Here is a 24,905-nt window from a genome sequence, read left to right as displayed (position 1 = left end):
AACCAACATCCTCTCCATCGCGGCAGCGTCCTGTTTCGCCTTGTCCGGCCGAATCGACCGACCTTGACGAGTCTCGCGCATATAATTAGGTAAGGCAACTACGGAGTTAGAAAAAATAACTAGCAAGTCCATACCCCGGCAGAAGCGCCATTTCGAGGACGCTTGCGGTCTCGCCCACGGTCTCGATCTCGTGGGGGAGCGCTGGGCGCTGCTCATCATCCGGGAACTTCTGCTCGGTCCCCGGCGCTTCTCGGATCTGCGCGGCGCGCTGCCGGGGCTGAGCGCGAATGTGCTCACCCAGCGCCTGGGCGAGCTGGAGCAGCGTCATGTCATCGAGCGCCTGCGCTTGCCCCCGCCCGCGAGCGTACAGGTCTACGGCCTTACCGAATGGGGGCGGGAGGCCGAACCCATGGTGCTGGCCATGGCGAAATGGGCCTATCGCTCGCCGGCGCATGACCGCATGCTGCCGCTAAGCGGCGTCGCCATGCTGCTTTCGCTCAGGATCAATCTGGATGCCGCCAAGGCGGGCGATCTCGCCCTGACCCTGGGTTTCGACATCGAAGGCACGCCTTATCGCGGCCAGCTGGAGCATGGCGTGCTCAGCGTCGCGGCGGGGGAAGCACTGGTGCCGGATATTGCCTATCGCAGCACGGCGCGGGGGCTTGCCGCCCGCTTCTATGGCAAGGTTCCCCCGGAGCAGCTTGCCGCTACCGGTGTGCTCACCATGCGCGGCGACCCGGGGATCGAAGCGCGTTTTGCCGATCTCTTCGCGTTGCCGCCGCGCTATGTGCCGTCGCAGGCGTCATAGCGCCGTCCGGGGACCACCGGAAAAGCCTCGACTTCCACATCGCGCCGCTCCATAGCTGCGCGGGGGAACAAAAGGGGGGCGAAGTTGATCGCAACGGTGGCGACGGTCGCCTTTCTCGGGCTGGAGGCGCGTCCGGTCGAGGTGCAATGCCAGCTCGTTTCCGGCCTGCCGAATTTCATCGTGGTGGGGCTTGCCGACAAGGCCGTGGCGGAAAGCCGCGAGCGCGTGCGCAACGCCATTGCAGCCATCGGCCTGTCGCTGCCGCCCAAGCGGATCACCGTCAATCTGTCGCCGGCCGACCTTCCCAAGGAAGGGTCGCATTATGATCTGCCGATCGCGCTGGCCCTGCTGGCCGCGATGGGCGTGATCGATGCCGAGCATGTGAGCGAGCATCTTGTCGTCGGCGAACTGGGCCTGGATGGCCGCATCGCGCCGGTGCCGGGTGTACTGCTCGCCGCGCTCCACGCCGCCGCGCGCGATCTTACGCTCATATGCCCCTCTTCGCAGGGCACGGAAGCGGCCTGGGCAGGCTCGGACGGCGTGCTTGCCGCGCCCGATCTGCTCGGCCTCATCAATCACCTGAAGGGGGGCACGATCCTGCCCCGTCCGGCGCCGGGCGAGGCGGAGCCGCCCCGTCACGGGCCGGATCTGCGGCAAGTGAAGGGGCAGGAAACCGCCAAGCGCGCGCTGGAGATCGCTGCGGCGGGCGGGCACAATCTGCTGATGTCCGGCCCGCCGGGCTCCGGCAAATCGCTGATGGCAAGCTGTCTTCCCGGCATCCTGCCCCCGCTCACCCCGGCCGAGGCCCTGGAAGTCTCCATGGTGGCCTCCGTGGCAGGCACGCTCTCGGCCGGGCGGATCAGCCAGTCGCGGCCCTATCGCGCGCCGCATCACAGCGCGTCCATGGCGGCACTGGTGGGGGGCGGTCTGCGTGTGAAACCGGGCGAGGTCAGCCTTGCGCATCTGGGCGTGCTGTTCCTGGATGAGCTGCCCGAGTTTCAGCGAGCCGTGCTGGACAGTTTGCGCCAGCCCCTGGAGACCGGGGAAGTCAGCGTCGCGCGGGCCAATGCGCATGTGACCTTTCCGGCGCGGGTCCAGCTTGTCGCGGCGATGAATCCCTGCCGCTGCGGCCACATCGCCGATCCTGCGCTGGCCTGCTCGCGCGCGCCGCGCTGCGCTGCGGACTATCAGGCGAAGCTCTCCGGCCCCCTGCTCGATCGCATCGATCTGCATGTCGAGGTGGCTGCGGTGACGGCCGCCGATCTGGTCCTGCCGCCGGCAGCGGAAGGAACGGCGGAAGTGGCGGCGCGGGTCGCGGCAGCCCGGGCGCTCCAGACCGCCCGTTCGGCGGCCACCGGCGGAGCGCGCACCAATGCCGAGCTGGAGGGCGACGCGCTCGAGACGATCGCCATGCCCGACGAGACGGGTCGCGCCTTGCTCGCGCAGGCGGCCGCAGCGATGAAGCTCTCGGCGCGCGGCTATACGCGCGTCCTCCGCGTGGCGCGCACCATTGCCGATCTTGCCGGTGCGGACCGGGTCGGGCGACTGCACGTGGCCGAGGCCTTGAGCTATCGTCGGCGCGCGCCGGTGAATTGAGGGAAGGAGAGGCGATGAGGGACTGGCTGGTGACGCCGGGCGAGGCGCATGCGGCGCTGCCCGAGACGGGCGAGGCGATGCGCTATGCGGACCTCATGCGCCACGGGACGATGAGCCTCGGCCTTTATGCGCCGCGCGGCCCGGATACGCAGTCGCCCCATAGCCGGGACGAGCTCTATATCATTGCCTCGGGCAGCGGACTGTTCGTGAAGAATGGCGAGCAGCGCGCCTTCGGCCCGCAGGACGCCATCTTCGTCGAGGCAGGCGCCGAGCACCGATTTGTCGAGATGAGTGACGATTTCGCCGCCTGGGTGATCTTCTGGGGGCCGGAAGGGGGCGAAGCGCCTTAGGGCTGATCAGTCCTGATCCTTCAATCGCACCCACACGGGCGCGTGATCGCTGGCTTTCTCCCGGCCGCGATAGGCCTTGTCCACTTGCGCATCGACCAGCCGGTCTGCGGCGGCAGGCGAAAGCAGCAGATGGTCGATGCGAAAGCCCGCGTCTCGTGGCCAGGCGCCGGCCTGATAATCCCAGTAGGTCCAGACACCGCCCGCCGGATGGCGCGCGGCCAGCGCATCGGTCCATCCGTCGAACATGAGTGCCTTGTAGGCTGCCCTGCTCTCCGGCTGCATCAGCGCGTCTGCGGCCATGGCGGCAGGCTTCCAGACATCGCGGTCGAACGGGATGACATTATAGTCGCCGGCCAGCACCGCCGGGATCTCCTCGGCGAGGATCCGCGCCGCGCGCTGACGCAGCCTGGCCATCCACCGCAGCTTGTAATCGAATTTCGGCCCCGGCACCGGATTGCCATTGGGCAGGTAGATGGATGCGATCCGCACGCCGGCCACGTCGGCCTCGATATAGCGGCTGTGGTCGTCCTCCGGCTCGCCGTCCAGCCCGCGCGTTACCTCGGCGGGTGTCGCTCCCCTCGCGAGAATGGCGACGCCGTTGAAGCCTTTCTGGCCGTGCCAGATGGCGCCATAGCCGGCCGCCTCGATGTCCGCGATGGGGAAGCCCTCATCCTGCGTCTTGATTTCCTGCAGGCAGGCGACGTCGGGCTGCGTCTCGGCGAGCCATTCGAGCAGGCGCGGCAGGCGTGCCCGAATGCCGTTGATGTTGAAAGTGGCGATGCGCATGACCCTGCCCTAGCCGCTTCGCTCCGGCCGGGGAAGAGCAGGCAGGGCTTCAGACCGAGAAGCTGGAGCCGCAGCCGCAGCCGGCCGTGGCATTGGGATTCTCCACCCGGAAGGCCGAACCGCCGAGATTGTCCACGAAATCGACGGTGCCGCCGCGCACCAGATCGAGACTCATCGAATCGACGACGAGCCTGACGCCATCGGTTTCGACGATCAGGTCGTCTTCCTCCGGCTCCTCGGCAAGGCCGAAGCGATACTGGAAGCCGGAGCAACCGCCCCCTTCCACGGCGAGCCGCAGGATCGGCGGCTTGCCTTGCCGCTGGGCGATCGAAGCGACGCGGGCTGCGGCCGAGGGGGTGAGAGCGACGTCCATGCGCGCAAGATAGGCGTGTCCGGCCGCCCCCGCAAGGCAACCGATCCGGATGGACCGCGATGAGGAAAACAGCGGGGCGCCCGGCGCCTGGGTAAAGTACGGAACCTGGTCGCAAGGGATGGATTGCGCATCCCTCCCGCCTTTCCCTCATGTGGAGGTGAAATGTGCAGGCGGAACTTCCCGCTCAGCCGGGCGTTATGCCTCCATCACTCGGAGATGCAATAATAGGAGAGGTGAGCCATGCTGTGGACCATAGTCGTCGTGCTGCTGGTGCTCTGGGCACTTGGATTCCTTGCCCTCAATGTGGGCGGAGGACTGATCCATCTGCTGCTCGTGCTGGCGGCGGCGGTGCTGATTTATCAGCTCGTCACCGGCAGGCGTGTGGTCTGACGCTGGCCTGATACAGAAAACCCCGGCGAAACCGGGGCGAGGACCTCAATTGTCCTTGTTGTCGGTGCTCTTGCGAGCTTCAGGACCACCCATGGCAACCTGGACCAGACGCTCGTCATGGGCCTTGGCCTCGGCGAGAGCGAGTTCGTAATTGGTGCCTTCGATATAGGGCATCGGGTTTACCGCCGCGCCAGCAATGCGCACTTCATAATGAAGGTGGCTGCCGGTGGAGCGCCCAGTGGACCCCATCAGGCCGATCAGCTGGCCGCGGCGCACGCGCTCGTTCGGCTGGGCGATCAGCTTGGACATGTGGCCATAACGCGTCTCGAGGCCATTGCCGTGGTTGATCTCGACGAGATTGCCATAGCCATTGGCCCATCCGGCGCGCTTCACGATGCCGTCTGCGGTAGCGTAGATCGGCGTGCCGACCGGGCCGGGGATGTCGATACCCTGATGCATGCGGCGGCGGCCGTTGAACGGATCTGAGCGGTTGCCGAAGCTGGAAGTCAGCATGAGCTTTTCGACGGGCTCCCGCGACGGGATGGACGCCTTGGTCGTGGTGCTCTGTTCGGTCGCGCGCTCCATGTTCACCCAGGCGGCGAAAAGCGAGGAGAACTGCGCGTCACTGGCAGCTTCGTCAGCCAGAGCGGGTGATGCGACCAGCAGCGTGGCCATGGCCAGTACGCGGGTTGCAGTGCGATGAAAACCGTCCCGGAGGAAGCTGACGGCGAGCGACTGAATCATGCGGACCCCATGTCGGGTCCCTGGGATCGGACCCTCGAAGATTGTTTTGTTTCGGCTCATGTCGGCCGTTGGAAGCCTTTCGAGCGAAGATCGGGTTAACCCGCAAGAGGGCCATAGAAATCACGCGTCAGACCGGCCTGACTCCGCGCCGAGTCGTTGAACGGTGGCTTAACGGCCCCCCGGAAATGGCGGCGGACCAGCATTTGGTAGGTTTCCTGCGGATCAGCGCCCACTCGGTTCGTCGCCCATAGAAACCACTTGGTGCCTGCGGCGACATGGCGAATCTCGTCGTCAACGATTCGTTCGAGCATCCGGGCCGTCCGCTCGTCCCCAAAATGCCGAAAACGCAGGACCGTTTCCGGCGTGATGTCGAGGGCGCGGGCTTCCAGCACCATCGGCACGATGGCGAGACGGGCGGTGACGTCATGCGCCGTTTCCAGCGCCGCTTCCCAGAGACCGTCATGGGCGGGCAAGGCGCCATAATCGCTCCCGAGCTCGGCGAGCCGACGGGCAAGCAGGGCGAAATGCATGGCTTCATCGGCACCGACGCGTAGCCAGTCGGTAACGAAATCCGCCGGCATATCGTCGCCGAAGCGTGCGACCAGATCGAAGGCGAGGTCGATTGCGACGAACTCGATATGAGCCAGGGCGTGGACCATCGCGATGCGCGCGCGCTCCGATCCCCCGCGGCCCCGGCGAGGCATGCGCTGGGGCGGCAGCAGCAGGGGGCGTTCGGGGCGGCCGGGGCGGTCCGGCGGCGCACTGTCGAACCGATGCGCGAGCCGTCCCAATCGCCAGTCCCGCGCCGCTGCGCGCGCCGCCATGACTTTCGCCCTTGGTTCGCTGCACTGCAGCACCGCGAGGCAAGCATCCGCCACGCTTCGCTCTTCCTTCAGCTCCATTCCAGTCCTGCCTTCACGAGATAAAGACCGCCGATGCCGGTGACGATCCACGCGGTATAGCGTTTGAAATTGCCATCGCTGATCTGGTCCAGAAAGCGGCCGCCCAGCACGGTGCCGGCCATCGACAAAGGGACGGCGATCGCGAACACCCAGAGCGGCGGCATCGCGCTTTCTCCTGCGCCAATCAGCGGCGCGCCGAACACAATGATCTTCCCGAGATGGCTGAATACCTGGCCTGTCGCCTTGGTGGCGACGATCTGGTGCCGGCCGAGCCCTGTGCGCACGAAGAAGATGTCCATCATCGGACCGGCCACGCCGGCGCTCAGGTTGAGCCCGGAGACCGTGAAGCCGGCAAGGAAGGCGTGGGGCGGTTTCGCCGCGTCGAAGCTGATCCACCGGCGCGGCAGCCAGACCGTGAGCGGCACCAGTCCGAGCAGCAGGAACAGCAGTGGCCTCGAAGGCGCGAAACCGACGGCGGCGACCAGCGCAGCTGCAGCAAAAACGCCCAGTGCATAGGTCCTCATGACCGGCCAGACGATGTGGCGGCGATGCAGCACCGCGCGCCAGCCATTGGCAACGAGCTGCAGGATGCCATGGGTCACGAATGCGGCCGAGACTGGCAGCAGGAAGGCGAGAACGCCCATCAGCAGCAGCCCGCCGGCCATGCCGAAGATGCCGGACAGGAACGCCGTGGCGAAGGATGCAACGATGATGAGCGCGCCCGTCATGCCGGCGCGTTAGACGCTTTCCGCCGGAACGTCACTTTCCTCCTCCTGGAAGGCGCTCCACGGCCACGACCCGCCTCAGCCAGCAGGCCAACCTTGCAATTCGATTGCTTTAGGGGCAATATCGTTAGCGCACTAACGACATGGCCAGCGCCGGCGCCCTGAGTCGATTTCTTCAGGCCGAGGCAGGGCAAGAGAGGACGGAAGACGTGGACTACCCCCTGATCAGTTGTGACGATCATCTCGATCTCAACCAGCTTCCGACCGACCTGTGGACCAGCCGGCTTCCCGCGCATCTCAAGGATCGTGGCCCGCATGTCGAAATGCTCGACGGACGTGCCGTCTGGATGTGCGAAGGCAAGAATCTCGGCTCCTGGTCGGGCGTGGCGAGCGGTTTTTCCGGTCCCAAGCCCATTTTCACCGCGCTGGATCGCGGCGGCATCGTCGACCAGACGGAACGTCGCCCGGCGGTCGCGGAACTGCGCCTCGCGGACATGGACCGCGACGGTGTCTATGCCCATGTCATCTTCGGCCCGGTCACGTCGCTGAACTTCGAGGACACCGAGCTGCGCGACGCCTGCTACCGGGCCTATAATGAGTGGCTCAAGGAATTCTGCGCGGCCGCGCCGGATCGTCTGATCGGCGTGCCGATGTTGCCGCCGGAGCCGGAAGCGGCTGTTTCCGCACTGGAGCATATCATCGCGCTGGGCGGTTTCCGGCAAGCCAACCTGCAGATCGCGATGGCGCAGCCGCGCCTGGAGGATACGCGCTGGGAGCCCTTGTGGGAGATGCTGGAGAAGAGCGGCATCATCCTCTCCTTCCACGTCACGGTGTTCGCCAGCGTCAGCCGCGCGTTCGACAAGTACAAGGGCAGCCCCGGCGCCACATTCCTGCATGTGAAGATGTTCATCGAACAGTTCCTCGATCCGTTCGTGGATCTCTTCGCCTGGGGTATTCTGGAACGCCATCCGGGGCTCAAGATCGTGATTGCGGAGAGCGGCATCGGCTGGCTCCCCTGGGTGATCGAGGAGCTGGACTATCGCCACTGGCGGCTCTGGGAAGCCGAGGAGTTCTGGGCGGATCGCGGCGGCATCCCGCACAAGATGAAACCATCGGAGCTGTTCAAGCGGCAGGTCTACGGCACCTTCCAGCAAAGCCCCACCGCTGTCGCGCTCGCCAAATTCTATGGCGAGGACAAGCTGCTCTGGGCCACGGACTATCCGCACCCGGACAGCATCTGGCCGAACAGCCGCAAGATCCTGGCCGAGTTCACGGAAGGCGCGGACCCCGCTTTCGTGCGCAAGATCGCCTTCGAGAATGCGGCCAAGCTCTATGGCCTGGACCTGCCTGCGCAAGTGGACGCCATCGCGGCCGAATAAGGGCCGCCTGCTTCTCAGGGCGATGACGAGGGCGTGCGGGGCACGTCTTTATGTGCTGGATCGCGCGGGGCTCTTCGCTCGCGCGATCAGCCCGCCATCAGACGGCGGATGAAATGCGCCACCTCGACATTGATCTCCTCGTTCTCGGGCGCCTCGCCCCGGCCGAAGCCGCCATGGGGCATGGCTTCCCAGACATGCAGCTCCGCATCGATCCCCGCCTGCCGCAGCTTGCGATGAATCAGCACCGAGTTGGAGAGGAAGAGGTCACGCGTCCCGCTCTGCACCAGCGTGGGGGGAAACCCGCGCGTGAAATCGGCGAAGAGAGGCGAGAGATAAGGATCGGCCAGATCATGCCCGCCGGCATAGAGCGCGTTGCATTCCGGCAGGCCTCGCTTGAGCACCACGTCGAGATCCTCGTTGGTGCGGAAGCTGTCGCCCGCTTCGGTGAGGTCGACTTCGGGCGTGAGCAGGATCGTGCCGGCGGGGAGCGGCAGGCCGCGATCACGGATCATCAGCGTCGCTACGGCTGCCAGGTTGCCGCCCGCCGAGCCGCCGCCGACGACGATGCGAGCCGGGTCGATCGTTTCGATGAGGGCCCGGTAGACCGCTACGCAATCCTCCGGGGCCGCCGGGAAAGGATGGTCCGGCGGCATCCGGTAGTCCACTGACAGGGTGCGGCAGCCGAGCGCGGCGGCGTTGCGTGCGCCAAGCGCCTTTGCATAAGCGCCGCCGCCGAAAACGAACGCGCCGGCCCATCCGGCGCGGCGTCGCGCTCGGGCAGGCAGTCATGGCAGGGAACGCCGCCGATCGAGACGGTCTCCACCGTGGCCGCGGCGCTCGCGAGGATCGGCGCGGCCATCTCTTCCCACAGGGCGTCGCTCGCGCCGATCCGCTCGCGCCAGCCTGCCATGTCGTCGGGTGCGGGCCAGCCGGGCATGGCCATCGCCGCGCCTTCCGAGAGCGCCTGACGCGCGGCGGGGCTGATCGTCAGGGGCGGCGCGATGTCACGCGCGCGGATGCTGACGGGGATGTGGTCCTGCGGTTCGGGATCGGTCATGGAGTCTCCTGGGCCATTGTGTCGCCTGCGGCGCTCTGTGCGATCCGCTGCGCCGCTTGCTCACATCGTGACGACGACCTTGCCGATCTGCTGGTTGGATTCGAGGAAGCGGTTGGCTTCGACGATCTCGTCGAAAGGGAAGGTCCGCGCGATCACCGGCTTGAGATGGCCGAGCTTCAGCCCGAGCAGGATGCGCTCTTGCGCCGCCTTGTAGCGCGCGGGATGGTTCCAGATTTCGGAAGCGACCCAGCCGCGCATGGAGAGGCCCTTGAACGCCATGTTCCAGTGCGGATAGGGCGTGGGCTGTTCCGAGAGGCCGCCATAGATGAACAGGATGCCGCGCTCGGCCATGGCGCTGGTGAGCGTCTGTACATAGGGGCCCTGCACCGGATCGAAGACGAGACGGGCGCCCTTGCCGTCCGTGATCCTCATCACTTCCTCGACCAGATCGACTTCCTGCGTGGCGACGACATGCTGCGCGCCCAGCGCCTTCAGTTCGTCCGCCTTGGCGCTGGTCCGCGTCGCGGCGATGGACACGGCGCCCGCCCAGTTGGCGAGCTGGATCGCGGCAAGGCCAACACTGCTGGAGGCAGCGGGAATGATGACGAAATCACCGATGCCGGCCTGGCCCACTTCGATGATCGCGAAGGCTGTCATATACTGCATCCACACTGCTGCCGCCTCTGCCGGGGAGAGGCCCGGGGGGGCAGGAAGGAGGCAGCGCGCGGGCACGATGGCCTGCTCGCCCCAGACCCCATATTGGCCGAGCGGATACATGGGCAGCGCGCTGACCCGCTGCCCCACCTCGAATCCGGTGACGCCCTCGCCCAGTGCCTCGACGATGCCGCAGGCCTCATATCCGATCAGCGTCGGCAGTTTCGGTTTCGTCGGATAGCGGCCGGCACGGAACATGGCTTCCGATCGGTTGAGGCCGACGGCTTCCACCCGGATGCGCACCTCGCCCGGGCCCGGGGCCCCGATCTCGATATCCTCGAAGACCAGCTTCTCGGGTGCGCCCAGTTCGTGCACGCGAACGACCTTCGCCATGTCATCCCTCTCCTGATTGCGGACTTTGCCTTCTAGGGAAGGCCGGAAGGCTGGGGAACAGGACAGCGAGGCGCTGTGTGAAATCCCCGGCGGTTGAGGAGGGTTCGCGCCACCTCCGGCGGCGGCGAACCCTCTTCAGCCCGTGCGCGGGCCAGTGGCCTGCGCCGCAGCGCTCAGAGCGGCTCGTCGAGCGGCTGCTGCCCATCGTAGATCGGGTTGTACATGAGGGTGCCGAACTGGGCGACCAGATTGGCCCGCGCCTCGTTGGGCGCCTCGACCGGAATGGCCCGCAGCAGTGCGTTGTTGCGCGCCTCGATGCCTTTCGTGAATTCCGGATGGGTCATGATGAACAGGTCGCGCCGGCGGATGCCGCGCAGCACGCGCTGGCCCACTTCCTCGCTGGTCATGAACAGGCTCGGGTCGAAGCCCGGCGCGGGGCGCTTGTCCTGCTGAGCGCCCACGCTGGCGGGCGGAGGCGGCGGCGCCTCGTTGCGCAGATGCTCGGGCCGGGTCGCCTGCGTCGAGATGCCGAGCTGGGTCTGCACCGGGCCGGGGAAGAAGACGGAGGCGCCGAGCGCGGTGCCGCGCAGGTCCGTCGCCAGACTCTCGAACATGCCGGCCACGCAATATTTGGCGGCACAGTAGAGCCCGGCGCCGCCTACCGCGGAGAAGCCTCCGGTGGAGGAGGTGACGACGAGCTGGCCTTCCTCGCCATGGGCCAGCATGCGCGGCAGCATGGTGACGAGGCCATTGACGACGCCCCCCACATTGACGCCCATGTTGAAATCCCAGTCCTTGTAGGTGGCCGTCAGCATCGATCCGCCGGTGCCCACCCCGGCATTGAGCGCGAGGACATGGATGTTGCCGAACCGCTCTTCGGCTTCATCCGCGGCCCTGGCCCAGCCGTCGCGGCTGGTCACGTCGAGCAGGATGGAGTGAACGGCAAGATTGGTCTTCGAAAAGCCCTCCATGGCCTGATCGAGGGCGTCCTGGCGAATGTCGGCGATGATCACCTTCATGCCTGCCTCGCCAAAGGCCTTGGCCATGCCCCAGCCCATGCCGCTGGCACCGCCGGTGATGAAGGCGGTCTTGCCGCTTACGTCCAACATTGCATCAATCTCCTTTGTCTAGGCTCATATGTCCGGCTTGCCGTGGGCCGGAGAATAGTCTGGCTGCCGCCGCTGCGTGTCCCCGCTGCTTGCCGCTCAGGGAGCAGAAAGGCGGCCCTCCCGCAAGGAGGAGGGCCGCCAGCTGGTTCATGCTCGGGAGAGTCAGAACCGGAACTTGGCGCCGATATAGAAGCGGCGACCGACGACATCGTAATTGTTGCTGTCATATGAGCCGTTCGCCAGCGTCGGAGGAACCGCCGCCGTATCGACGTTGATCATGGGCGGTGCCTTGTCGAACAGATTGTCGACGCCGAAGCGGAGCGTCGCATCCCGCGTGATCGCGAACGAGCCTTGCAGGTTGAACAGGTCATAGGCCGGCGCGCCGGCGACGCTGGTGTTGGGGACCTGGGCCGCGGTCGCGGACTTGACGGAGGGCAGGTGCCGCCATTGCAGGCCGAGATAGACCGGCCCGTAGGTGTAGCCGAGCGTGGTAAGCAGCTTCCAGCGGAACATGCCGCCATTGAGGCCGTTCTGCGTGCCGCCGAGTGTGCCGGCGAACTCGGTGAGCGGCAGCACGTCCAGCTCCGCGGACTTCATCTCGATCAGATAGTTGAAGATGCTGTTGAAGTTCACTGTGCCCGGCCCGAGGTCGAATGCCCAGTCGAGCTGCGCATCGATGCCGGAGGTCTGGAACCGGCCATTGTTGAAGAAGGTGCGCACCACATTGCCGAGCGCGCCCGTCTGGTTGCGATCGATGCCGAGGCAGAAGGGCGAGCTGGGGTCGTAGCTGCCGTTGAAGGCCGAATCGAAGCACTGGCGCTGGGCGATGTCGACGGTCTGGGCGCCGATCGCGTCGGTTACCTTGATGTTGTAATAGTCGACCGTGAGGCGGAGACGCCGCAGCATCGCGGATTCGAAGGGCGACTGGATCACCATCCCGGCCGTCCAGGTGTCCGCCTTTTCCGGGCGCAGGCTGTTGTTGCCTGCCAGCGTCGGGAAGACGAAGGCCTGGCCGGCTGCCTGCGGCATCGTCACCAGCGCGCGTGCGGCCGCTTCGCTGCCGGCCGCAGCCAGGGTGCGATAGTCCACGCCCCAATATTGCTGATCGGCGGTGGCATCGCCGGACGCTTCCATGATCTGGCCGCACAGGCCCACGACATTGGCCCAGTTGCTGTTGCGGGCCGGGTTCGCCGACCAGCCGAGGCCGCTGTTGAGCGAGCAGACGTCGCCGCCTTCCGCGATGGCGAAGGTCTGCTCAGGCGCGAGATACAGCTCCGCGATGTTGGGCGCGCGCTCTGCCTTGTTGTAGCCGCCGCGGAAGCGCAGCCACTCGGTCACTTGCCAGTCGCCCTGGATCTTCCAGGTGAAGCTGTTGCCGGTGGTGTTGTAGTCGGACGAGCGGGCACCGACCTCGAGGTCCAGCTTGCGGATCAACGGCAGGTCGGACAGCAGCGGGATGAGCAGCTCGCCATAGATTTCCTTGGCGACGATCCGGCCCTGGGAATTGCCGCTCGGATAGAGTCCGAGCGCCTGTTCCTGGAAGGATGTGCCCTGCGTGGTGAGCGTGTCGTTCTGGAACTTGTAGTCGTTGTGGCGATAGGTTGCGCCCACCGCCGCGCGGACCTGGCCCGCCGGCAGATTGAACAGGCCGCCCTGGAAATTGGCTTCCCAGACGGTCTGCTGCATGACGGCCTTGGTCTTGATGTCCGCCTTGATCGCGTCGATGCAGTCCTGCGAGATGAGCGCGGGGTCCATGAACGGGTTGAGGCCGCTGGTGCAGGTCGCCGTCGCCGCGCCGAAGCCGCCGAACGCGGCGTTGCCTTGCGAGCGGAAGCCTCTGCCGAAGTCCGGCGCGGACATCACGGCGCGGAAGCGCTGCAGCGAGGCGAAGCCGGTCTGGAGCACGCTCGTTTCCGATTCGCCATGTGAGCCATAGATCTCGAAGGTCCAGTCGGAACCGGGGATGCGGCCTTCGATGCCGGCGATCATGTTGTAGGTGTAGACTTCCGTTTCCGATCCGCGATTGAACGGCAGCAGGCCGCGCAGGTCGATGGGCGCATTGGGATTGGCGCGGGCATTGAGCAGGGTCACGATCGAATCGGGAATGCCGGCCTGCGGCGCGGCGGAGTTATAGGGAACCAGCACGCCCCAGCCGCCGGTCAGCGGGGAAGGTTCCTGCACGGTCGTTGTCTTGACCTTGCTGAAAATGCCCTGCGCGAACACGCCGATCCAGTCGTTGATCTCGTAATTGCCGCGCGTGTAGATGTTGAACCGCTCGAGCGGGAAGATCAGGTAGTTATCGGTGAAGTTCTTCCCGAGCGTGCCGTTGGAAAGCTCCTTGTAGGTCAGCCCGTCGACCACTTTGTTGGCCGGAACGCCGGCGATGCCCGCCGTATCGAACCCTGCGAAGGCCGAGCCGTCCGGATTGGTGTAGATGATCGAGCCGACACCGTTGTTGGTCCAGCCGGTGACGCCCATCACCGAGTTCAGCACTGCATTGGGGATGGCCTGCCCGGGGTCGAAGCCGATGTTGAAGCCCGGCCGGTCGGGGAAGAACTGCGTGCCGGTGATCGTGGGGTTCTCCCACAGGTCCCGATACCAGCGGCGGTTGGACTGCCGGGCATCCTGGCGCTCGTTCATCGAGAAGGAGAGGCTGATGTTGCCGCGCCCATCGTCGAAATTGGCGCCCATGATGCCGGACACCTGATATTCGAAATTGTCGCCCCGCTGCGTGATCGCGGTCTGGGCATCGAGTTCCAGTCCCTGGAAGTTCTTCTTCATGATGAAGTTGACGACGCCGCCAACCGCGTCCGCGCCGTAAGTGGATGAAGCACCGCCCGAAATGATCTCGACCCGGTCGATGGCGGCGGAGGGGATGGTGTTGATGTCCACCACCATCGTTGCGTTGCTGGGCGTGGCGCGGCGGCCGTCGACCAGCACGATGTTGCGGTTCGAGCCAATGCCGCGCAGCGAGATCGTTGCCGCACCGGGCGTGTTCTGCGCGGTGGGCTGGATGTCGCCGCCCTGGGTCGGGTTCTTGAGCGTTGGCGTGAATTGCGGGAGCTTGTTGAGGCTCTGCTCGATGGCGCCGCTGGCACTGTTTTCCAGCAGTTCTGAACCTACGGTGACGATCGGGCTGTTGGCTTCATAGTCGCGGCGCACGATGCGCGATCCGGTGATGACGATGGCCTGGTCCTGGCTGGCCTGCGGCCCTGTTTCATCCTGTGCGCGGGCCGGCGCGGCCAGCGTCAGCATGGTCATCCCGGCGCAGCTTGCCAGCAGCGCGACCCGCAGGGCCCGGCGAGGCCCGCACGCAATGATATCGATATCCGTCTTCAAGGCACTTCTCCCCTTCCATGTCCTGATCCGGTCCGTCCCGCGCGGCGCGCGGCCCGGGCGGAGGATGCTCACGTTGATATTGGACGGTTGGTCGATCTCGGCCTTGCGTGGGGCCATGCGGCGGGATGCTCACGCGGAAGCGGGTACGCATGCCACGAAGCCGCACCGGCCCGCAGCAAGGCGGGGGAGCGGGAGGACGGAGTCCGGGCGTGGGTCTGCGTTGAGAAAATCTCATCCTCTCCTTTGATCGCGTCCGGCCGCTTGCCGCGGCTCAGCTTGAGAAAGTCTTATTTATGGGAGGCAAATAGACTTGTCCAGCTAGAGAATCATTGACTTTGACCTTCAATAAACGCTGAAAAGCCAGCTGCTCGCTGGGAAAGCCGGACAAGAACAACGACAAGATATGTTGATTGTGTCTGCGCCTGCACTCGACGCGGATGATTTTATCCGGCGCGGGTGCCCGGCGGCAAAGAACAAGGGATCGATCGCCGCGGCATTCCAGCCGCTCGCTGGTCCGCAGGAAAAGGAGAGCAAGGGTGCAGGATCTGGAAGGGAAAGTCGCGTTCGTCACCGGCGGGGGATCGGGGGTGGCGCTCGGCCAGGCCAAGGTGCTTGCCGAGGAAGCGCAGATGAAGGTGGTGATCGCCGACATCCGGCAGGACCATCTCGACGAAGCGATGGGCTATTTCAGCCAGAAGAATGTCGCCGTCCACCCCGTCCGCCTCGACCTGACGGATCGCGCCGCCTATGCGGCCGCCGTCGACGAGGCCGAGCAGGTGTTCGGACCCGTCGACCTGCTGTGCAACACCGCCGGGGTCAGCCAGTTCGGCCCCATCGAGAAAGCGACGTTTGACGACTGGGACTGGCAGATGGACGTCAACGTGAATGGCGTCATCAACGGCGTGATGACTGTCATGCCGCGCATGATCGAGCGGGGGCAGGGCGGTCACATCCTCATCACCGCGTCGATGTCCGCTTTCGTGGCGCTGCCCACGACGGGAATCTACTGCACGACCAAATATGCCGTGCGCGGCCTTGCCGAATCGCTCCGGGTGGAAATGCCGAAATACAATATCGGCGTCTCATTGCTTTGCCCCGGCGGCGTGAACACCAACATCCACCGGTCGGTCGAAGCCCGGCCGGAGAAATATGGCAATACCGGCTATTATGGGCGCGACGAGGCCGTGTTCGCCGGGCTCAAGCGCGTGATCGAGCACGGCTTCGACCCGGTCGATCTCGGCCGCGTGGTGCTCGATGCCGTGCGCAACGATCGGTTCTGGGTGTTGCCCTATCCCGAGTTCGCTGAGGGGCAGAAAGCGCGGGATCAGGAAGTCATCGACGCCATGATGTCCTATGCGGACCACCCGGACTATGCGCGCCGCATGAAGATCCGCGAGCAGATGAAGCGGGACATGCCGGGTAGCGATTGAGCCACGGGCATCCGGTAACGGGGCAGGTCAGGATAGCCGCCCCGCACGGGGGCCGGACGCCGACGAGACGTCAGGCCTATCGCACGCGTTCGACGCGGACCGCGGCCTGCTTGCCCACCTGCATCAGATAGCTGCCGAGCGCACCCTTGCGGATCGTCACGGTCTCATTGGGCGCGGGCGGCCGGAAATTGACGGAGCGTTCGGTCATGCGCCACACTGCGCCGTCCGCCAGCGAGAATTGCCACATGGAAAGGCCGTTATCGCGCGCCGAGACCACCGCCACGTCGATCTCGTTTGCGCCGTCGTCGGCCCGGCGCTCGGACAGCGGACGGGCAATCTGCTCGGCACCGAAGCCGGCGCCGGCGGCGGGCGCCGGGGGCGATGTCGGGGCAGGAGTGGCAGGCGCCTGCGGCGTGCGCATGGAAGATGCGCCGAAGCCGGAAGTGTAAGCGCCTTCGCCTGCTGCCCGCGCGATCGAATCATAGCATTCGAGGCGCGCATCCTTCTTGCTGATCCGGGCGCATACGGCGAGCTGGTCGGGCAGGCTCCCCTGGGCCAGGACGGGGGTGGTCGTCGCCCCGAGGGAGATGGCGGCCGCAGCCAGTGTCAAACGTCCAGTCAGCATTCCTTGCTCCTCCGGCCCCGCATGGCGGCCTCGTGTCTTGTGTTGAGTCTGTCTGCCGTCTGCCCGGCGAGTCGTCAATTTCCATGGCGGCCGATCTTCCCGGTTTCGGCAGGCTTTGCGCGCGGAGCGCCGGCGCGCCAAGGGCCGTTGACCATCAGACGAAATGGGACCATCACGCGGGTTTGGCATGTCGCGGCGAGCCGGGAGTAGAAAATCATGACGGGCGGAAAGGCCGTGCTGGACCGCTTTGCGGTGGGGGTCGACAAGGACGCGATCATCGCGGCTGCGCTGGCGCTGCAGGCGAAACATGGGCTGGCGGGCTGCACGCTCGCTGCAGTCGCGGAACGGCTGCGCGTCGACGAGACGCAGGTGAGCCGACATTTCGCTGATCGCGCGGACCTGCTGACGGCCATGGCGCGCGAGATTGCCCGCGGCGTCCGCGCCACGCCGCCCGCGCAGGGCTGGCGGGCGCAGCTCGTCCAGCGCGCCAGTGCCGGGCGCCAGCTGATGCTTTCCCGGCGGGACGGCGCATTGCTGTTCGCGCACATGCCGTCTCTCTTCCCGCCTGGAGGAACAGGCTTCGACTGTGTGCCGGCCCTTTGCGAGGTGGGTTTTTCTCCGGCCGATGCGCGCGCCGCCGTGGCGCTCGTCGATCGGTTCACGGTCGGTTTCGCGGTGGCCGAGCAGGCCGCGCCGGCCAGTGCGGAGACGTCGGCAAGCTTCGAGAGCCAGCTTGACATTGTCCTGTCCGGACTTGCCTCCGCCCGCCCCGACGGCCTGGTGGCGCAGCGGGACGACCGGCTGCGTCGCTTCCAGTCAAGCCTCTGGGTGTTCCTGCGCGATGCGCGCGAAAGCGCCAACATCTCCTTTGCGCGGACTGTCCACATCAACGAACTGGATCGCCGCATCCTACTGCTGCTTCAGGCGCAGGGCGACATGACGCTTGCCGCGATTTCCCTGTCCACGGGGGTGGACAAGGCGCAGGTGAGCCGCGCGATCAAGCGCATGACGGAGATCTCGCTGCTCGCCCGCGGCGGCATCCGCAGCCCGATCCGCCTGAGTGCGAGCGGCCGCCAGCTTGCCGAGCGCTTGCTGCGGCAGGCTGAGCTGCGCAATCGTGAGCTGACGTTCGGCATCACGGACGAGCAGATCGTCACGCTGTTCGGCGTGCTGGACACGCTGCTGACCCGCGCCGTCGCGCTGTTCGAGAAGGAGCGCAAGCTCGTCGCGTCCAACCAGCGGCAGGAACCGGTCGATTTCCAGGATCTGGTCGCGGAGGGCCTGCCGGACGAGAACGGGATTGCCGTGGATCGCTCGCGCATCCTTCCGCCGTTCATTACGCTGTGTTCGTACATGCTGCGGGGCGGGGCGCTCGCTCACAAGCGGCGCACCGGGCTTTCCAACTTCGAGAGCTGGGTCATTGCCGAGATCTGCCGCAATCCGCCAATCAGCTGGCCGCAGCTGGTGCTGGCCCTCTATCGCGACCAGAGCCAGGCAGGGCGAACGGTCAATCATCTGGTGGAGAGCGGCCTTGTCGAGCGCACCGGCAAGCCGGGGCGGCGCCATGGCTTCTTCGCGCCGACCGAGGAGGGCCGGCGGATCAGCGACATCATTCGCGACACCGCCGCGCGGCGCAGCGAATTCCTCTTCCAGGGCATCCCGCCCCCGCAGCTCGACAGCTTCATGGACGCGTTCGACATTCTTTCGCGCAATGCCGAAGTGCAGCTCGCCCGGGAAAAGGCGATCCAGGAGATGGACCGGGACTGAGCTTTCGCGGTGCGATTGCGGCCTCCGGGCGGGTCACCGCACTATTCCCCGGTCGCTCGCTTCAGGTGGGCAGCGGAATGAAGTCCAGCTCTCCGGGCACGTCCGGGAAACGGCCCTGCTGCCAGTCTGCCTTCGCCTGCTCGATCCGCTCGCGGGAGCTTGAGACGAAGTTCCAGAAGATGTTGCGCGGCTCACCCAGGGGTTCGCCGCCCACCAGCATGATCCGTGCCGGGCCGGCCGCGCGCATCACGATCTCCACGTCCGGCTTGAAGATCACCAGTTCGCCGGCCGCGAAGCCGCCGTCCTGCCCCTCCACCTCGACCGTGCCAGTGATGACGTAGATGGCGCGCTCGATATGCTCCGCCGTGAGCCGGTAGCGCGCGCCATCGTCAAGCGAGACATCTGCGTAAAGCGTGTCCGAAAATGTCGGCACCGGGGACGTCATGCCGTCGCTCGATCCGGCGACGACGCGGATGGTCACGCCGTCGCCACTGTCCTGCGGGATGGTGTCGGCGGGATGATGGAAGAAGCCCGGCTCCGTCTCCTCGTCCGCTTTCGGCAGCGCCACCCAGGTCTGCAGGCCGAAGAGGGGGCCGCCTGCCGCGCGCACATGCGGTGCGCTCCGCTCGGAATGCACGATCCCGCGCCCCGCCGTCATCCAGTTGACCGCGCCGGGGCGTATGGTCTGCACCGAGCCGAGCGAATCGCGGTGCAGGATCTCGCCCTCGAGCAGATAAGTGACGGTCGCGAGGCCGATATGCGGATGCGGCCGAACGTCCAGCCCGTCACCCGCGCGCAGCGTCACTGGCCCCATCTGGTCGAAGAACACGAATGGCCCCACCATCCGTCGATGATGCGAAGGCAGCGCGCGCCGCACCTGAAACCCGTCCCCGAGGTCGCGGACAGGTGGCAGCACGATCATGTCGACTGCGTCGATATCGGTGGGACGAAGGGTCATGGTGGCAGCACTCCCTTGATGGTCGCCTCATTCTATCAGGCAGGTCGGGGCGCGTCGATGCGGTGCATTGGTGCGGGGATGCGGGCGGGGCGGACCACGCCTTTTCGAACCGCCGAACAGTCGCGGCGCGATTGCGCAGAGGATGTGACGACGCGGCCATGGATCGGCTATGGGAGTCGCCTCGATCACAGGGGCACATCATGGACATGACACGCAGGACCGCCATCACAGTTGCTGCTGCGGCCCTGGGGGCGCCCGCTGCCACGGCGGCCACCGGGCCGGTGATGCCCGGCATCCGCATCCGTCCTGACAGGGAGGAGATGATCCCGGTGCCCGGCGGGCGCGTCTATGCCCGGATCAATGGGGACCTTGCCGGTCCGCGTCCGCCAATCGTGTTTCTGCACGGCGGGCCGGGCAGCGCGCACTGGTATTTCCTCAACGCCACGGCGCTGGCCGACGAGCGGGCCGTCATTCTCTACGATCAGCTCGACAGTGGGCGCTCCGATCATCCAAACGACAGCGCGAACTGGACGGTGCCGCGCTTCGTCGCCGAGCTCGAGGCCGTGCGGACGGCGCTCGACATTTCCCGCTGGCATGTGCTGGGCGCGAGCTGGGGCGGAACCATCGTGACCGAATATGCGGCGCTGCGACCGGCCGAAATGGCCAGCGCGATCGTCCAGTCGCCCCTCATCTCCACGCCGGTCTGGCTGCGCGATGCGCGCCGCCTGCGCGATCGGCTGCCTAGGCCGGTGCGGGACGTGCTGTCCGCCTGCGATACGCCCGGCGCGCTGCCCGAGGACCAGTGCGAAGCGGCGAAGGACATCTTCTACCAGCGCCATGTTCGCCTTCACGAGGTCCCGCCGGACATCGCGGCCTATCGCGCCGCGCTGCCACGCAGCTTCACCGAGTCGATCTACAATCACATGTGGGGCTGGGCGGAATTCAGTGCGGCGGGGACGCTCAAGGACTATGACGGCACAGCGCTGCTGGACCGGCTGGATGGCAAGCGGACGCTGTTCGTGGCCGGCGAGCATGACGAGGCGATCCCCGCCACCATTGCCGGTTTCGCCCGCCGCGCCCATGCCCCGTTCCGGGAGATTCCGGGTGCGGCACACACGATCATGAACGACAATCCCGCAGCCTTCCTTGCCGTGCTGCGGCCATGGCTGGCGCAGCACGACGAACAAGCGGAGGCATGATAGGCTTGGTGGCGGAGGCGGAAGGCGGTTCAGGCCAGTCGCGTCATCCAGCCATGCGTGTCCAGCTTGCGGCCGAGCTGGATGCCGACCAGTGCCTCGCGCAGCGTGCGAGCGACTTCGCCGCCATCGCCATTGCCGATCACGAAGTCCCCGCGCGCAGAACGCACCTCGCCGATCGGCGTGATGACGGCCGCGGTGCCACAGGCGAAAGCCTCCCGCAGCTTGCCGCTCTTCGCGTCTTCCATCCACTGGTCGAAGCTGTAGGGCTGCTCCTTGACGGTGTAGCCTGCCTCGCCCGCGACCGTGCGAAGTGAGTCGCGCGTGACGCCGGGCAGGATCGAGCCGTTGAGCGGCGGGGTGATGATGGTGCCGTCGCCGAACACGAACATGACGTTCATGCCGCCCAGTTCCTCCACCCACTTGCGCTCCACCGCATCGAGGAACAACACCTGGTCGCAGCCATGCTCGATGCCTACCGACTGGGGCTGGAGGCTCGCGGCATAATTGCCGCCGCACTTGGCCGCGCCGGTGCCGCCCGGCACGGCACGCACATAATCATGGCTCACCCACAGCGTCACGGCCGACTTGCCGCTCTTGAAATAGCCGCCGACCGGGGAAGCGATCACGCAGAAGATATACTCCTTTGCCGGACGAACGCCGAGAAACGCTTCGGTCGCGAACATGAAGGGGCGCAGGTAAAGGCTACCCTTGTCAGCGTCCGGCACCCAGTCGACATCGGCGGCGACAAGCTTGCGGATGCTCTCGACGAACAGGTCCTCGGGCAGATGCGGCATGGCAAGGCGCGTCGCGCTTTCGTTGAAACGCGCGGCGTTCGCTTCCGGACGGAAGCTGGCGACGGACCCGTCCGGCAAGCGATAGGCCTTCAGTCCCTCGAAAATCTCCTGCGCGTAATGGAGAACCGCGGCGGCCGGATCGAGCGGAATAGGCTGCCGCGGGCCCAGCACCGCATCATGCCAGCCCTGCCCCTCGGTGTAGCGGATCGTCACCATGTGATCGGTGAAGAGCGTGCCGAAGCCGAGCGTCGCCATCGCGGCCGTGCGGTCCTCTGCCGACGTGGGAGCTGAGAGCGGATGAGTGGTGAAGTCCAGCATGATCGAAATATGTCCGTTCTGAAACAGTCTCGCTGCGCTATGCCGGTTCCGGTAACAGGATCGTCCAGCCCTGTCATGGGGTCATGTGGCTGGCGATACATGCCCGGGCGCATCATCCATGCTGGCGACCGGCGCGCTCGTGAGGAGGTATGATTGCTTCAGTTCCTTGGCATATTCGGGCTACTCTACCGTCGCCGTTCCGGGGCTTTCGGCGCTTACGAGCGGCATCTCGACGGGATGCTACGGCAAAATCCTCTTGATCGTGATCTTGCGTTCGCGCGGGCGATCGGCTCGGACAGCGTGGAGTTGTTCCGCCTGCAGGGAGACGGGCATGTGGCCGTGCTGCGCGAATATGGTCTGCGCGACGGCATGGCGGTGTTCGATCTTGGCTGCGGATGCGGCCGGACGGCCCAGGCGCTTGCTCGTTCCGGCTGGACGGGGGACTATACAGGTGCCGACGTCATTCCGCGCTTCGTGGCGGAACTGAAACGAAAGTGTCCGGATTACGATGCCGTCGTTCATCATGCGCCGAGCATCCCGGCGCCAGACGCTACACTCGACCTGTTGTTTCACTGGTCCGTCTTCACGCATGTAAGCCCCGAGGAATGTTATCTCTACATGGCGGACACGTTCCGGGCGCTCAGGCCGGGCGGGCGCCTGATCTTTTCCTTCATGGAGCTGACCGAGCCGGAGCACCACCGCGTGTTCTTCAGCCGGGTCCGGCGCATGCAGAAGGTCGGGGCGCTGGAGCTTCCCGACACATTCCTGCATCGGGACTGGATTCGCTGGTGGGCCTCCGACATCGGCTTTGGCGAACCGGCCTTCACGGATGGTACGGATGCCAGTCGGCACCCGCCCTTCTGGCAGAGCCTCGTCGTCATGGAGAAGCCGCTCGCGCCTGCGACTGAACCCCACGATGGCCGGCCTTCATAGTGGCGGCGAGCATTCCCATATAGGCTTCTGCATGCGGCCGGCACGAGGATGCCGCCGCCTTGGAGACAGCGACATGATGAAGACGGTGCTTGGCCGCCACGGCAACAACCAGGGACACTGGGTGGGCGATGGCTTCCCGGTGCGCTCGCTCTTTTCCTACAATGGCCTTGGCCAGGCGATCAGCCCTTTCCTGCTGCTCGATTATGCCGGGCCGCATCTCTTCGAGCCGACGGGCGCGCGCCGCGGTGTCGGCGAACATCCCCATCGCGGTTTCGAGACCGTGACCATCGTCTACGATGGCGAGGTCGAGCATCGCGATTCAGCCGGCAATGGCGGGGTGATCGGCCCGGGCGACGTGCAGTGGATGACGGCCGGTGGCGGCATCATTCATGAGGAATATCACTCGCCCGGCTTCGCGAAGGCAGGCGGCCCTTTCCGCGTGGTGCAGCTCTGGGTGAACCTGCCGGCGAAGGACAAGATGGCGCCCGGCGCCTATCAGGGCATCACGGCGGACATGATTCCCACGGTCGCGTTGCCCGGGGAAGCCGGAACGGCGCGCGTCATCGCCGGTGAACTGGCAGGTGCGAAGGGCCCGGCCCGGACCTTCACGCCCCTCAACGTCTGGGACGTGCGGCTGTCCGCCGGTGCGGACGTGACGATCGACCTGCCCGAGGGGCACACGGCGATGCTGGTGGTGCTTAGCGGCCATGTCACCGTGAACGGCGGCCAGCCGGTCGGCGAAGCGGAAGTGCTGCAGCTCAGCCGCGAAGGCATGCACATCGCAGTTCGCGCGGACGGCGACACGACCATGCTGGTGCTGACCGGCGAGCCCATCGAGGAACCGATTGTCGGTTACGGCCCCTTCGTGATGAACACGCGTGAGGAGATCGTGCAGGCGATCGACGACTTCAACAACGGCCGTTTCGTGACGCAGGCGGCCTGAAAGCACGGGGCATGGCGAAGGTCATGCCCCGATGCATCCGCCGCTATATCAGCCGGTAGACCGCAAGCCCCGCCAGCGCCGCGCCGAGCGAGGCGAGCAAGGGCATGGCAGCGATCAGCCCGTTCCTGCCGCGCGTGATGACGAGCGGGAGAAGCGCCTTGAAAGCCGTGTTGGCGAGCACCGGCGCGGCGAGAACGAAGCCCGCCGTCGCATCGTCCAGCGCCGCGCTTGGCATGCCGGACAGGGTGAGCACAGCGGCGTCCACGTCCATCATGCCCGTGAGCCCCAGCACGACGGCTACCCCCTGGTCGCCATAGGCCTCCAGCGCCCAGCGGGCGACAAGCGAGAGGATGGCGACGAGTGCTGCCAGCAACAGCGCCGGGCCGAAATCGAAGGGATTGCCCACCTTGACCGCCTGGCCGTCCCCCGTGTCCTGCCGCCGCCAGGCGACGAGCGCGAGCACGGCGGAGACCAGCAGGGCCGGCGCCATCGTCAGCGCGAGCGTGGGCAGGGCGCGGGGCACCAGTATCAGGGTGAGCAGCTGAACACGCACGAACATGACGATGGTGGCGATGGCGATGCCCGCCGTCAGCACGCCGCGCAGCGTTGGTTCCGCCCGCAGCCGCCGGGCATAGTCCGCAGTGACAGCGGTGGAGGAGACCAGTGCGCCGGTGAACGCCATCACCAGGACCCCGCGATTCGCGCCGAACCGGCGCGTGGCGACATAGCCGACGAACGAGAAGGCGGCGACCATCACCACCACCATCCAGATACGGCGAGGATTCCACGCGCCATAAGGGCCCAGGTCCGCGTCCGGCAGCAGCGGCAGGATGACCAGCGCGACGAGCGCGAAACGCGCGACGCCCTCGATCTCCCCTTCCGTCAGGCCACGCAGCAGCGCGTGCATGGAATGCCGTGCGCTCAGCAGCACGAAAGCGGCGCCCGCGCAGATAAGCGCGATGGCGGGCGAGAGCCGCGTGGCAGCCAGGCCGATGACGAAAGTGAGGATGCCGGCGATCGTGGTGGTCGCCGATAGCCGGTCGTCGCTGATCCCCGAGCCGAAGCCGATCAGCAGCGCGCCCATGACGCCGAGCGCGATCACGGCCGCCAGCAGATCGGGCATCAGGCCGGCAAGGCCGCCGACGAAGCCGACCAGTCCGAAGGTCCGGAAGCCGGCCACCCGGTGCCCCGGTGGCAGCAGGCGCTGGGTCCAGCCGCGCTCGAGCCCGATGAGCAGCCCCGCGGCCAGCGCTGCGATGAGGCCGGTCGCGAAAGAGGGAAGGGAGGCTGTCATGGCCGGGCTCTCATATATGGGGCATAGAGCATTTGCAGG

At 66.3% G+C, this 24,905-nt stretch carries 23 protein-coding genes; 10 read left to right on the top strand and 13 right to left on the bottom strand.

Features of this window, described 5'->3' with window-relative positions; genetic code table 11:
* The first annotated feature begins 190 nt into the window (after positions 1 to 190).
* The 3 genes from SLG_RS17840 (at position 191) to SLG_RS17830 (ending at position 2,754) form a co-directional block, all read left to right on the top strand.
* Positions 191 to 808, top strand: coding sequence for a winged helix-turn-helix transcriptional regulator (locus SLG_RS17840; protein WP_014077918.1), 618 nt, complete (start codon positions 191 to 193; stop codon positions 806 to 808).
* Between the two features lie 84 nt (positions 809 to 892).
* Complete coding sequence (locus SLG_RS17835) at positions 893 to 2,404, top strand: YifB family Mg chelatase-like AAA ATPase (RefSeq protein WP_014077917.1); 1,512 nt, start codon at positions 893 to 895, stop codon at positions 2,402 to 2,404.
* Between the two features lie 14 nt (positions 2,405 to 2,418).
* Positions 2,419 to 2,754 (top strand): cupin domain-containing protein, encoded by a 336-nt coding sequence (locus tag SLG_RS17830; RefSeq protein WP_014077916.1) that lies wholly within the window; start codon positions 2,419 to 2,421, stop codon positions 2,752 to 2,754.
* Between the two features lie 6 nt (positions 2,755 to 2,760).
* On the opposite strand, the gene xth is transcribed toward SLG_RS17830, so the two are convergent.
* Together xth and erpA are read right to left on the bottom strand one after the other, a co-directional pair.
* The gene (xth, locus tag SLG_RS17825) at positions 2,761 to 3,540 is read right to left on the bottom strand and encodes an exodeoxyribonuclease III (protein ID WP_014077915.1); all 780 of its coding nucleotides are present in this window, start codon (positions 3,538 to 3,540) and stop codon (positions 2,761 to 2,763) included.
* A gap of 49 nt (positions 3,541 to 3,589) precedes the next feature.
* Positions 3,590 to 3,913, bottom strand: coding sequence for an iron-sulfur cluster insertion protein ErpA (erpA, locus tag SLG_RS17820; protein ID WP_014077914.1), 324 nt, complete (start codon positions 3,911 to 3,913; stop codon positions 3,590 to 3,592).
* A 240-nt stretch (positions 3,914 to 4,153) separates the two neighbouring features.
* Here erpA and SLG_RS21555 point away from each other — a divergent pair, with 240 nt between their 5' ends.
* Positions 4,154 to 4,303 (top strand): lmo0937 family membrane protein, encoded by a 150-nt coding sequence (locus SLG_RS21555; protein ID WP_014077913.1) that lies wholly within the window; start codon positions 4,154 to 4,156, stop codon positions 4,301 to 4,303.
* A 45-nt stretch (positions 4,304 to 4,348) separates the two neighbouring features.
* On the opposite strand, the gene SLG_RS20610 is transcribed toward SLG_RS21555, so the two are convergent.
* From SLG_RS20610 to SLG_RS17805, 3 genes are all read right to left on the bottom strand, one after another.
* Positions 4,349 to 5,047 carry a M23 family metallopeptidase gene (locus tag SLG_RS20610; RefSeq protein WP_148276640.1) on the bottom strand — a complete coding sequence of 233 codons (699 nt, stop codon included), beginning with the start codon at positions 5,045 to 5,047 and terminating at the stop codon, positions 4,349 to 4,351.
* 95 nt (positions 5,048 to 5,142) lie between these two features.
* On the bottom strand, positions 5,143 to 5,949 hold the full coding sequence (locus SLG_RS17810; RefSeq protein WP_014077911.1) for a ferritin-like domain-containing protein: 807 nt from the start codon (positions 5,947 to 5,949) through the stop codon (positions 5,143 to 5,145).
* Positions 5,940 to 6,677 carry a TSUP family transporter gene (locus tag SLG_RS17805; RefSeq protein WP_014077910.1) on the bottom strand — a complete coding sequence of 246 codons (738 nt, stop codon included), beginning with the start codon at positions 6,675 to 6,677 and terminating at the stop codon, positions 5,940 to 5,942. Before SLG_RS17805 ends, SLG_RS17810 begins: the two co-directional genes overlap by 10 nt.
* Before the next feature lie 206 nt (positions 6,678 to 6,883).
* Between SLG_RS17805 and SLG_RS17800 the strand changes: the two genes are divergently transcribed.
* Positions 6,884 to 8,053, top strand: a complete 1,170-nt coding sequence (locus tag SLG_RS17800) for an amidohydrolase family protein (protein ID WP_014077908.1) — start codon at positions 6,884 to 6,886, stop codon at positions 8,051 to 8,053.
* An 86-nt stretch (positions 8,054 to 8,139) separates the two neighbouring features.
* Here the strand turns inward: SLG_RS17800 and SLG_RS20705 are convergent, their stop codons facing one another.
* The 4 genes from SLG_RS20705 to SLG_RS17780 form a co-directional block, all read right to left on the bottom strand.
* Positions 8,140 to 8,838 (bottom strand): alpha/beta hydrolase, encoded by a 699-nt coding sequence (locus SLG_RS20705; RefSeq protein WP_083853432.1) that lies wholly within the window; start codon positions 8,836 to 8,838, stop codon positions 8,140 to 8,142.
* A gap of 332 nt (positions 8,839 to 9,170) precedes the next feature.
* Entirely contained in the window at positions 9,171 to 10,157 is a 987-nt protein-coding gene (locus SLG_RS17790; RefSeq protein ID WP_014077905.1) for a zinc-dependent alcohol dehydrogenase family protein, read from the bottom strand.
* A gap of 173 nt (positions 10,158 to 10,330) precedes the next feature.
* Positions 10,331 to 11,266, bottom strand: coding sequence for an SDR family NAD(P)-dependent oxidoreductase (locus tag SLG_RS17785; RefSeq protein WP_014077904.1), 936 nt, complete (start codon positions 11,264 to 11,266; stop codon positions 10,331 to 10,333).
* Between the two features lie 162 nt (positions 11,267 to 11,428).
* On the bottom strand, positions 11,429 to 14,605 hold the full coding sequence (locus tag SLG_RS17780) for a TonB-dependent receptor domain-containing protein (protein WP_014077903.1): 3,177 nt from the start codon (positions 14,603 to 14,605) through the stop codon (positions 11,429 to 11,431).
* A 536-nt stretch (positions 14,606 to 15,141) separates the two neighbouring features.
* Here SLG_RS17780 and SLG_RS17775 point away from each other — a divergent pair.
* Positions 15,142 to 16,035, top strand: coding sequence for an SDR family NAD(P)-dependent oxidoreductase (locus SLG_RS17775; RefSeq protein ID WP_014077902.1), 894 nt, complete (start codon positions 15,142 to 15,144; stop codon positions 16,033 to 16,035).
* Positions 16,036 to 16,111: 76 nt separating this feature from the next.
* Here the strand turns inward: SLG_RS17775 and SLG_RS17770 are convergent, their stop codons facing one another.
* Positions 16,112 to 16,660: a hypothetical protein gene (locus tag SLG_RS17770; protein ID WP_014077901.1), complete on the bottom strand. Its 549-nt coding sequence runs from the start codon at positions 16,658 to 16,660 to the stop codon at positions 16,112 to 16,114.
* 216 nt (positions 16,661 to 16,876) lie between these two features.
* Here SLG_RS17770 and SLG_RS17765 point away from each other — a divergent pair, with 216 nt between their 5' ends.
* Entirely contained in the window at positions 16,877 to 18,427 is a 1,551-nt protein-coding gene (locus SLG_RS17765; RefSeq protein ID WP_014077900.1) for a TetR/AcrR family transcriptional regulator C-terminal domain-containing protein, read from the top strand.
* Positions 18,428 to 18,488: 61 nt separating this feature from the next.
* Here SLG_RS17765 and SLG_RS17760 read toward each other — a convergent pair whose 3' ends face one another.
* Positions 18,489 to 19,385, bottom strand: a complete 897-nt coding sequence (locus SLG_RS17760) for a pirin family protein (protein ID WP_014077899.1) — start codon at positions 19,383 to 19,385, stop codon at positions 18,489 to 18,491.
* 206 nt (positions 19,386 to 19,591) lie between these two features.
* Here SLG_RS17760 and SLG_RS17755 point away from each other — a divergent pair, with 206 nt between their 5' ends.
* Entirely contained in the window at positions 19,592 to 20,584 is a 993-nt protein-coding gene (locus tag SLG_RS17755; protein WP_041393672.1) for a proline iminopeptidase-family hydrolase, read from the top strand.
* Between the two features lie 29 nt (positions 20,585 to 20,613).
* Here SLG_RS17755 and SLG_RS17750 read toward each other — a convergent pair whose 3' ends face one another.
* Positions 20,614 to 21,696 (bottom strand): branched-chain amino acid aminotransferase, encoded by a 1,083-nt coding sequence (locus tag SLG_RS17750; protein ID WP_014077897.1) that lies wholly within the window; start codon positions 21,694 to 21,696, stop codon positions 20,614 to 20,616.
* Positions 21,697 to 21,849: 153 nt separating this feature from the next.
* Here SLG_RS17750 and SLG_RS17745 point away from each other — a divergent pair, with 153 nt between their 5' ends.
* Positions 21,850 to 22,629, top strand: a complete 780-nt coding sequence (locus tag SLG_RS17745; protein ID WP_014077896.1) for a class I SAM-dependent methyltransferase — start codon at positions 21,850 to 21,852, stop codon at positions 22,627 to 22,629.
* A 73-nt stretch (positions 22,630 to 22,702) separates the two neighbouring features.
* The gene (locus SLG_RS17740; protein WP_014077895.1) at positions 22,703 to 23,572 is read left to right on the top strand and encodes a pirin family protein; all 870 of its coding nucleotides are present in this window, start codon (positions 22,703 to 22,705) and stop codon (positions 23,570 to 23,572) included.
* 43 nt (positions 23,573 to 23,615) lie between these two features.
* On the opposite strand, the gene SLG_RS17735 is transcribed toward SLG_RS17740, so the two are convergent.
* A complete protein-coding gene (locus SLG_RS17735; RefSeq protein WP_041392189.1) occupies positions 23,616 to 24,866 on the bottom strand; it encodes an MgtC/SapB family protein in 1,251 nt (416 codons plus the stop codon).
* Positions 24,867 to 24,905 lie beyond the last annotated feature (39 nt).

It is taken from the genome of Sphingobium sp. SYK-6 (genome assembly GCF_000283515.1).
Taxonomy (GTDB): Bacteria; Pseudomonadota; Alphaproteobacteria; order Sphingomonadales; family Sphingomonadaceae; genus Sphingobium; species Sphingobium lignivorans.
The sequence above is the reverse complement of the archived record's forward strand: the minus strand, read 5'-3'. Positions and strand labels throughout refer to the sequence as shown.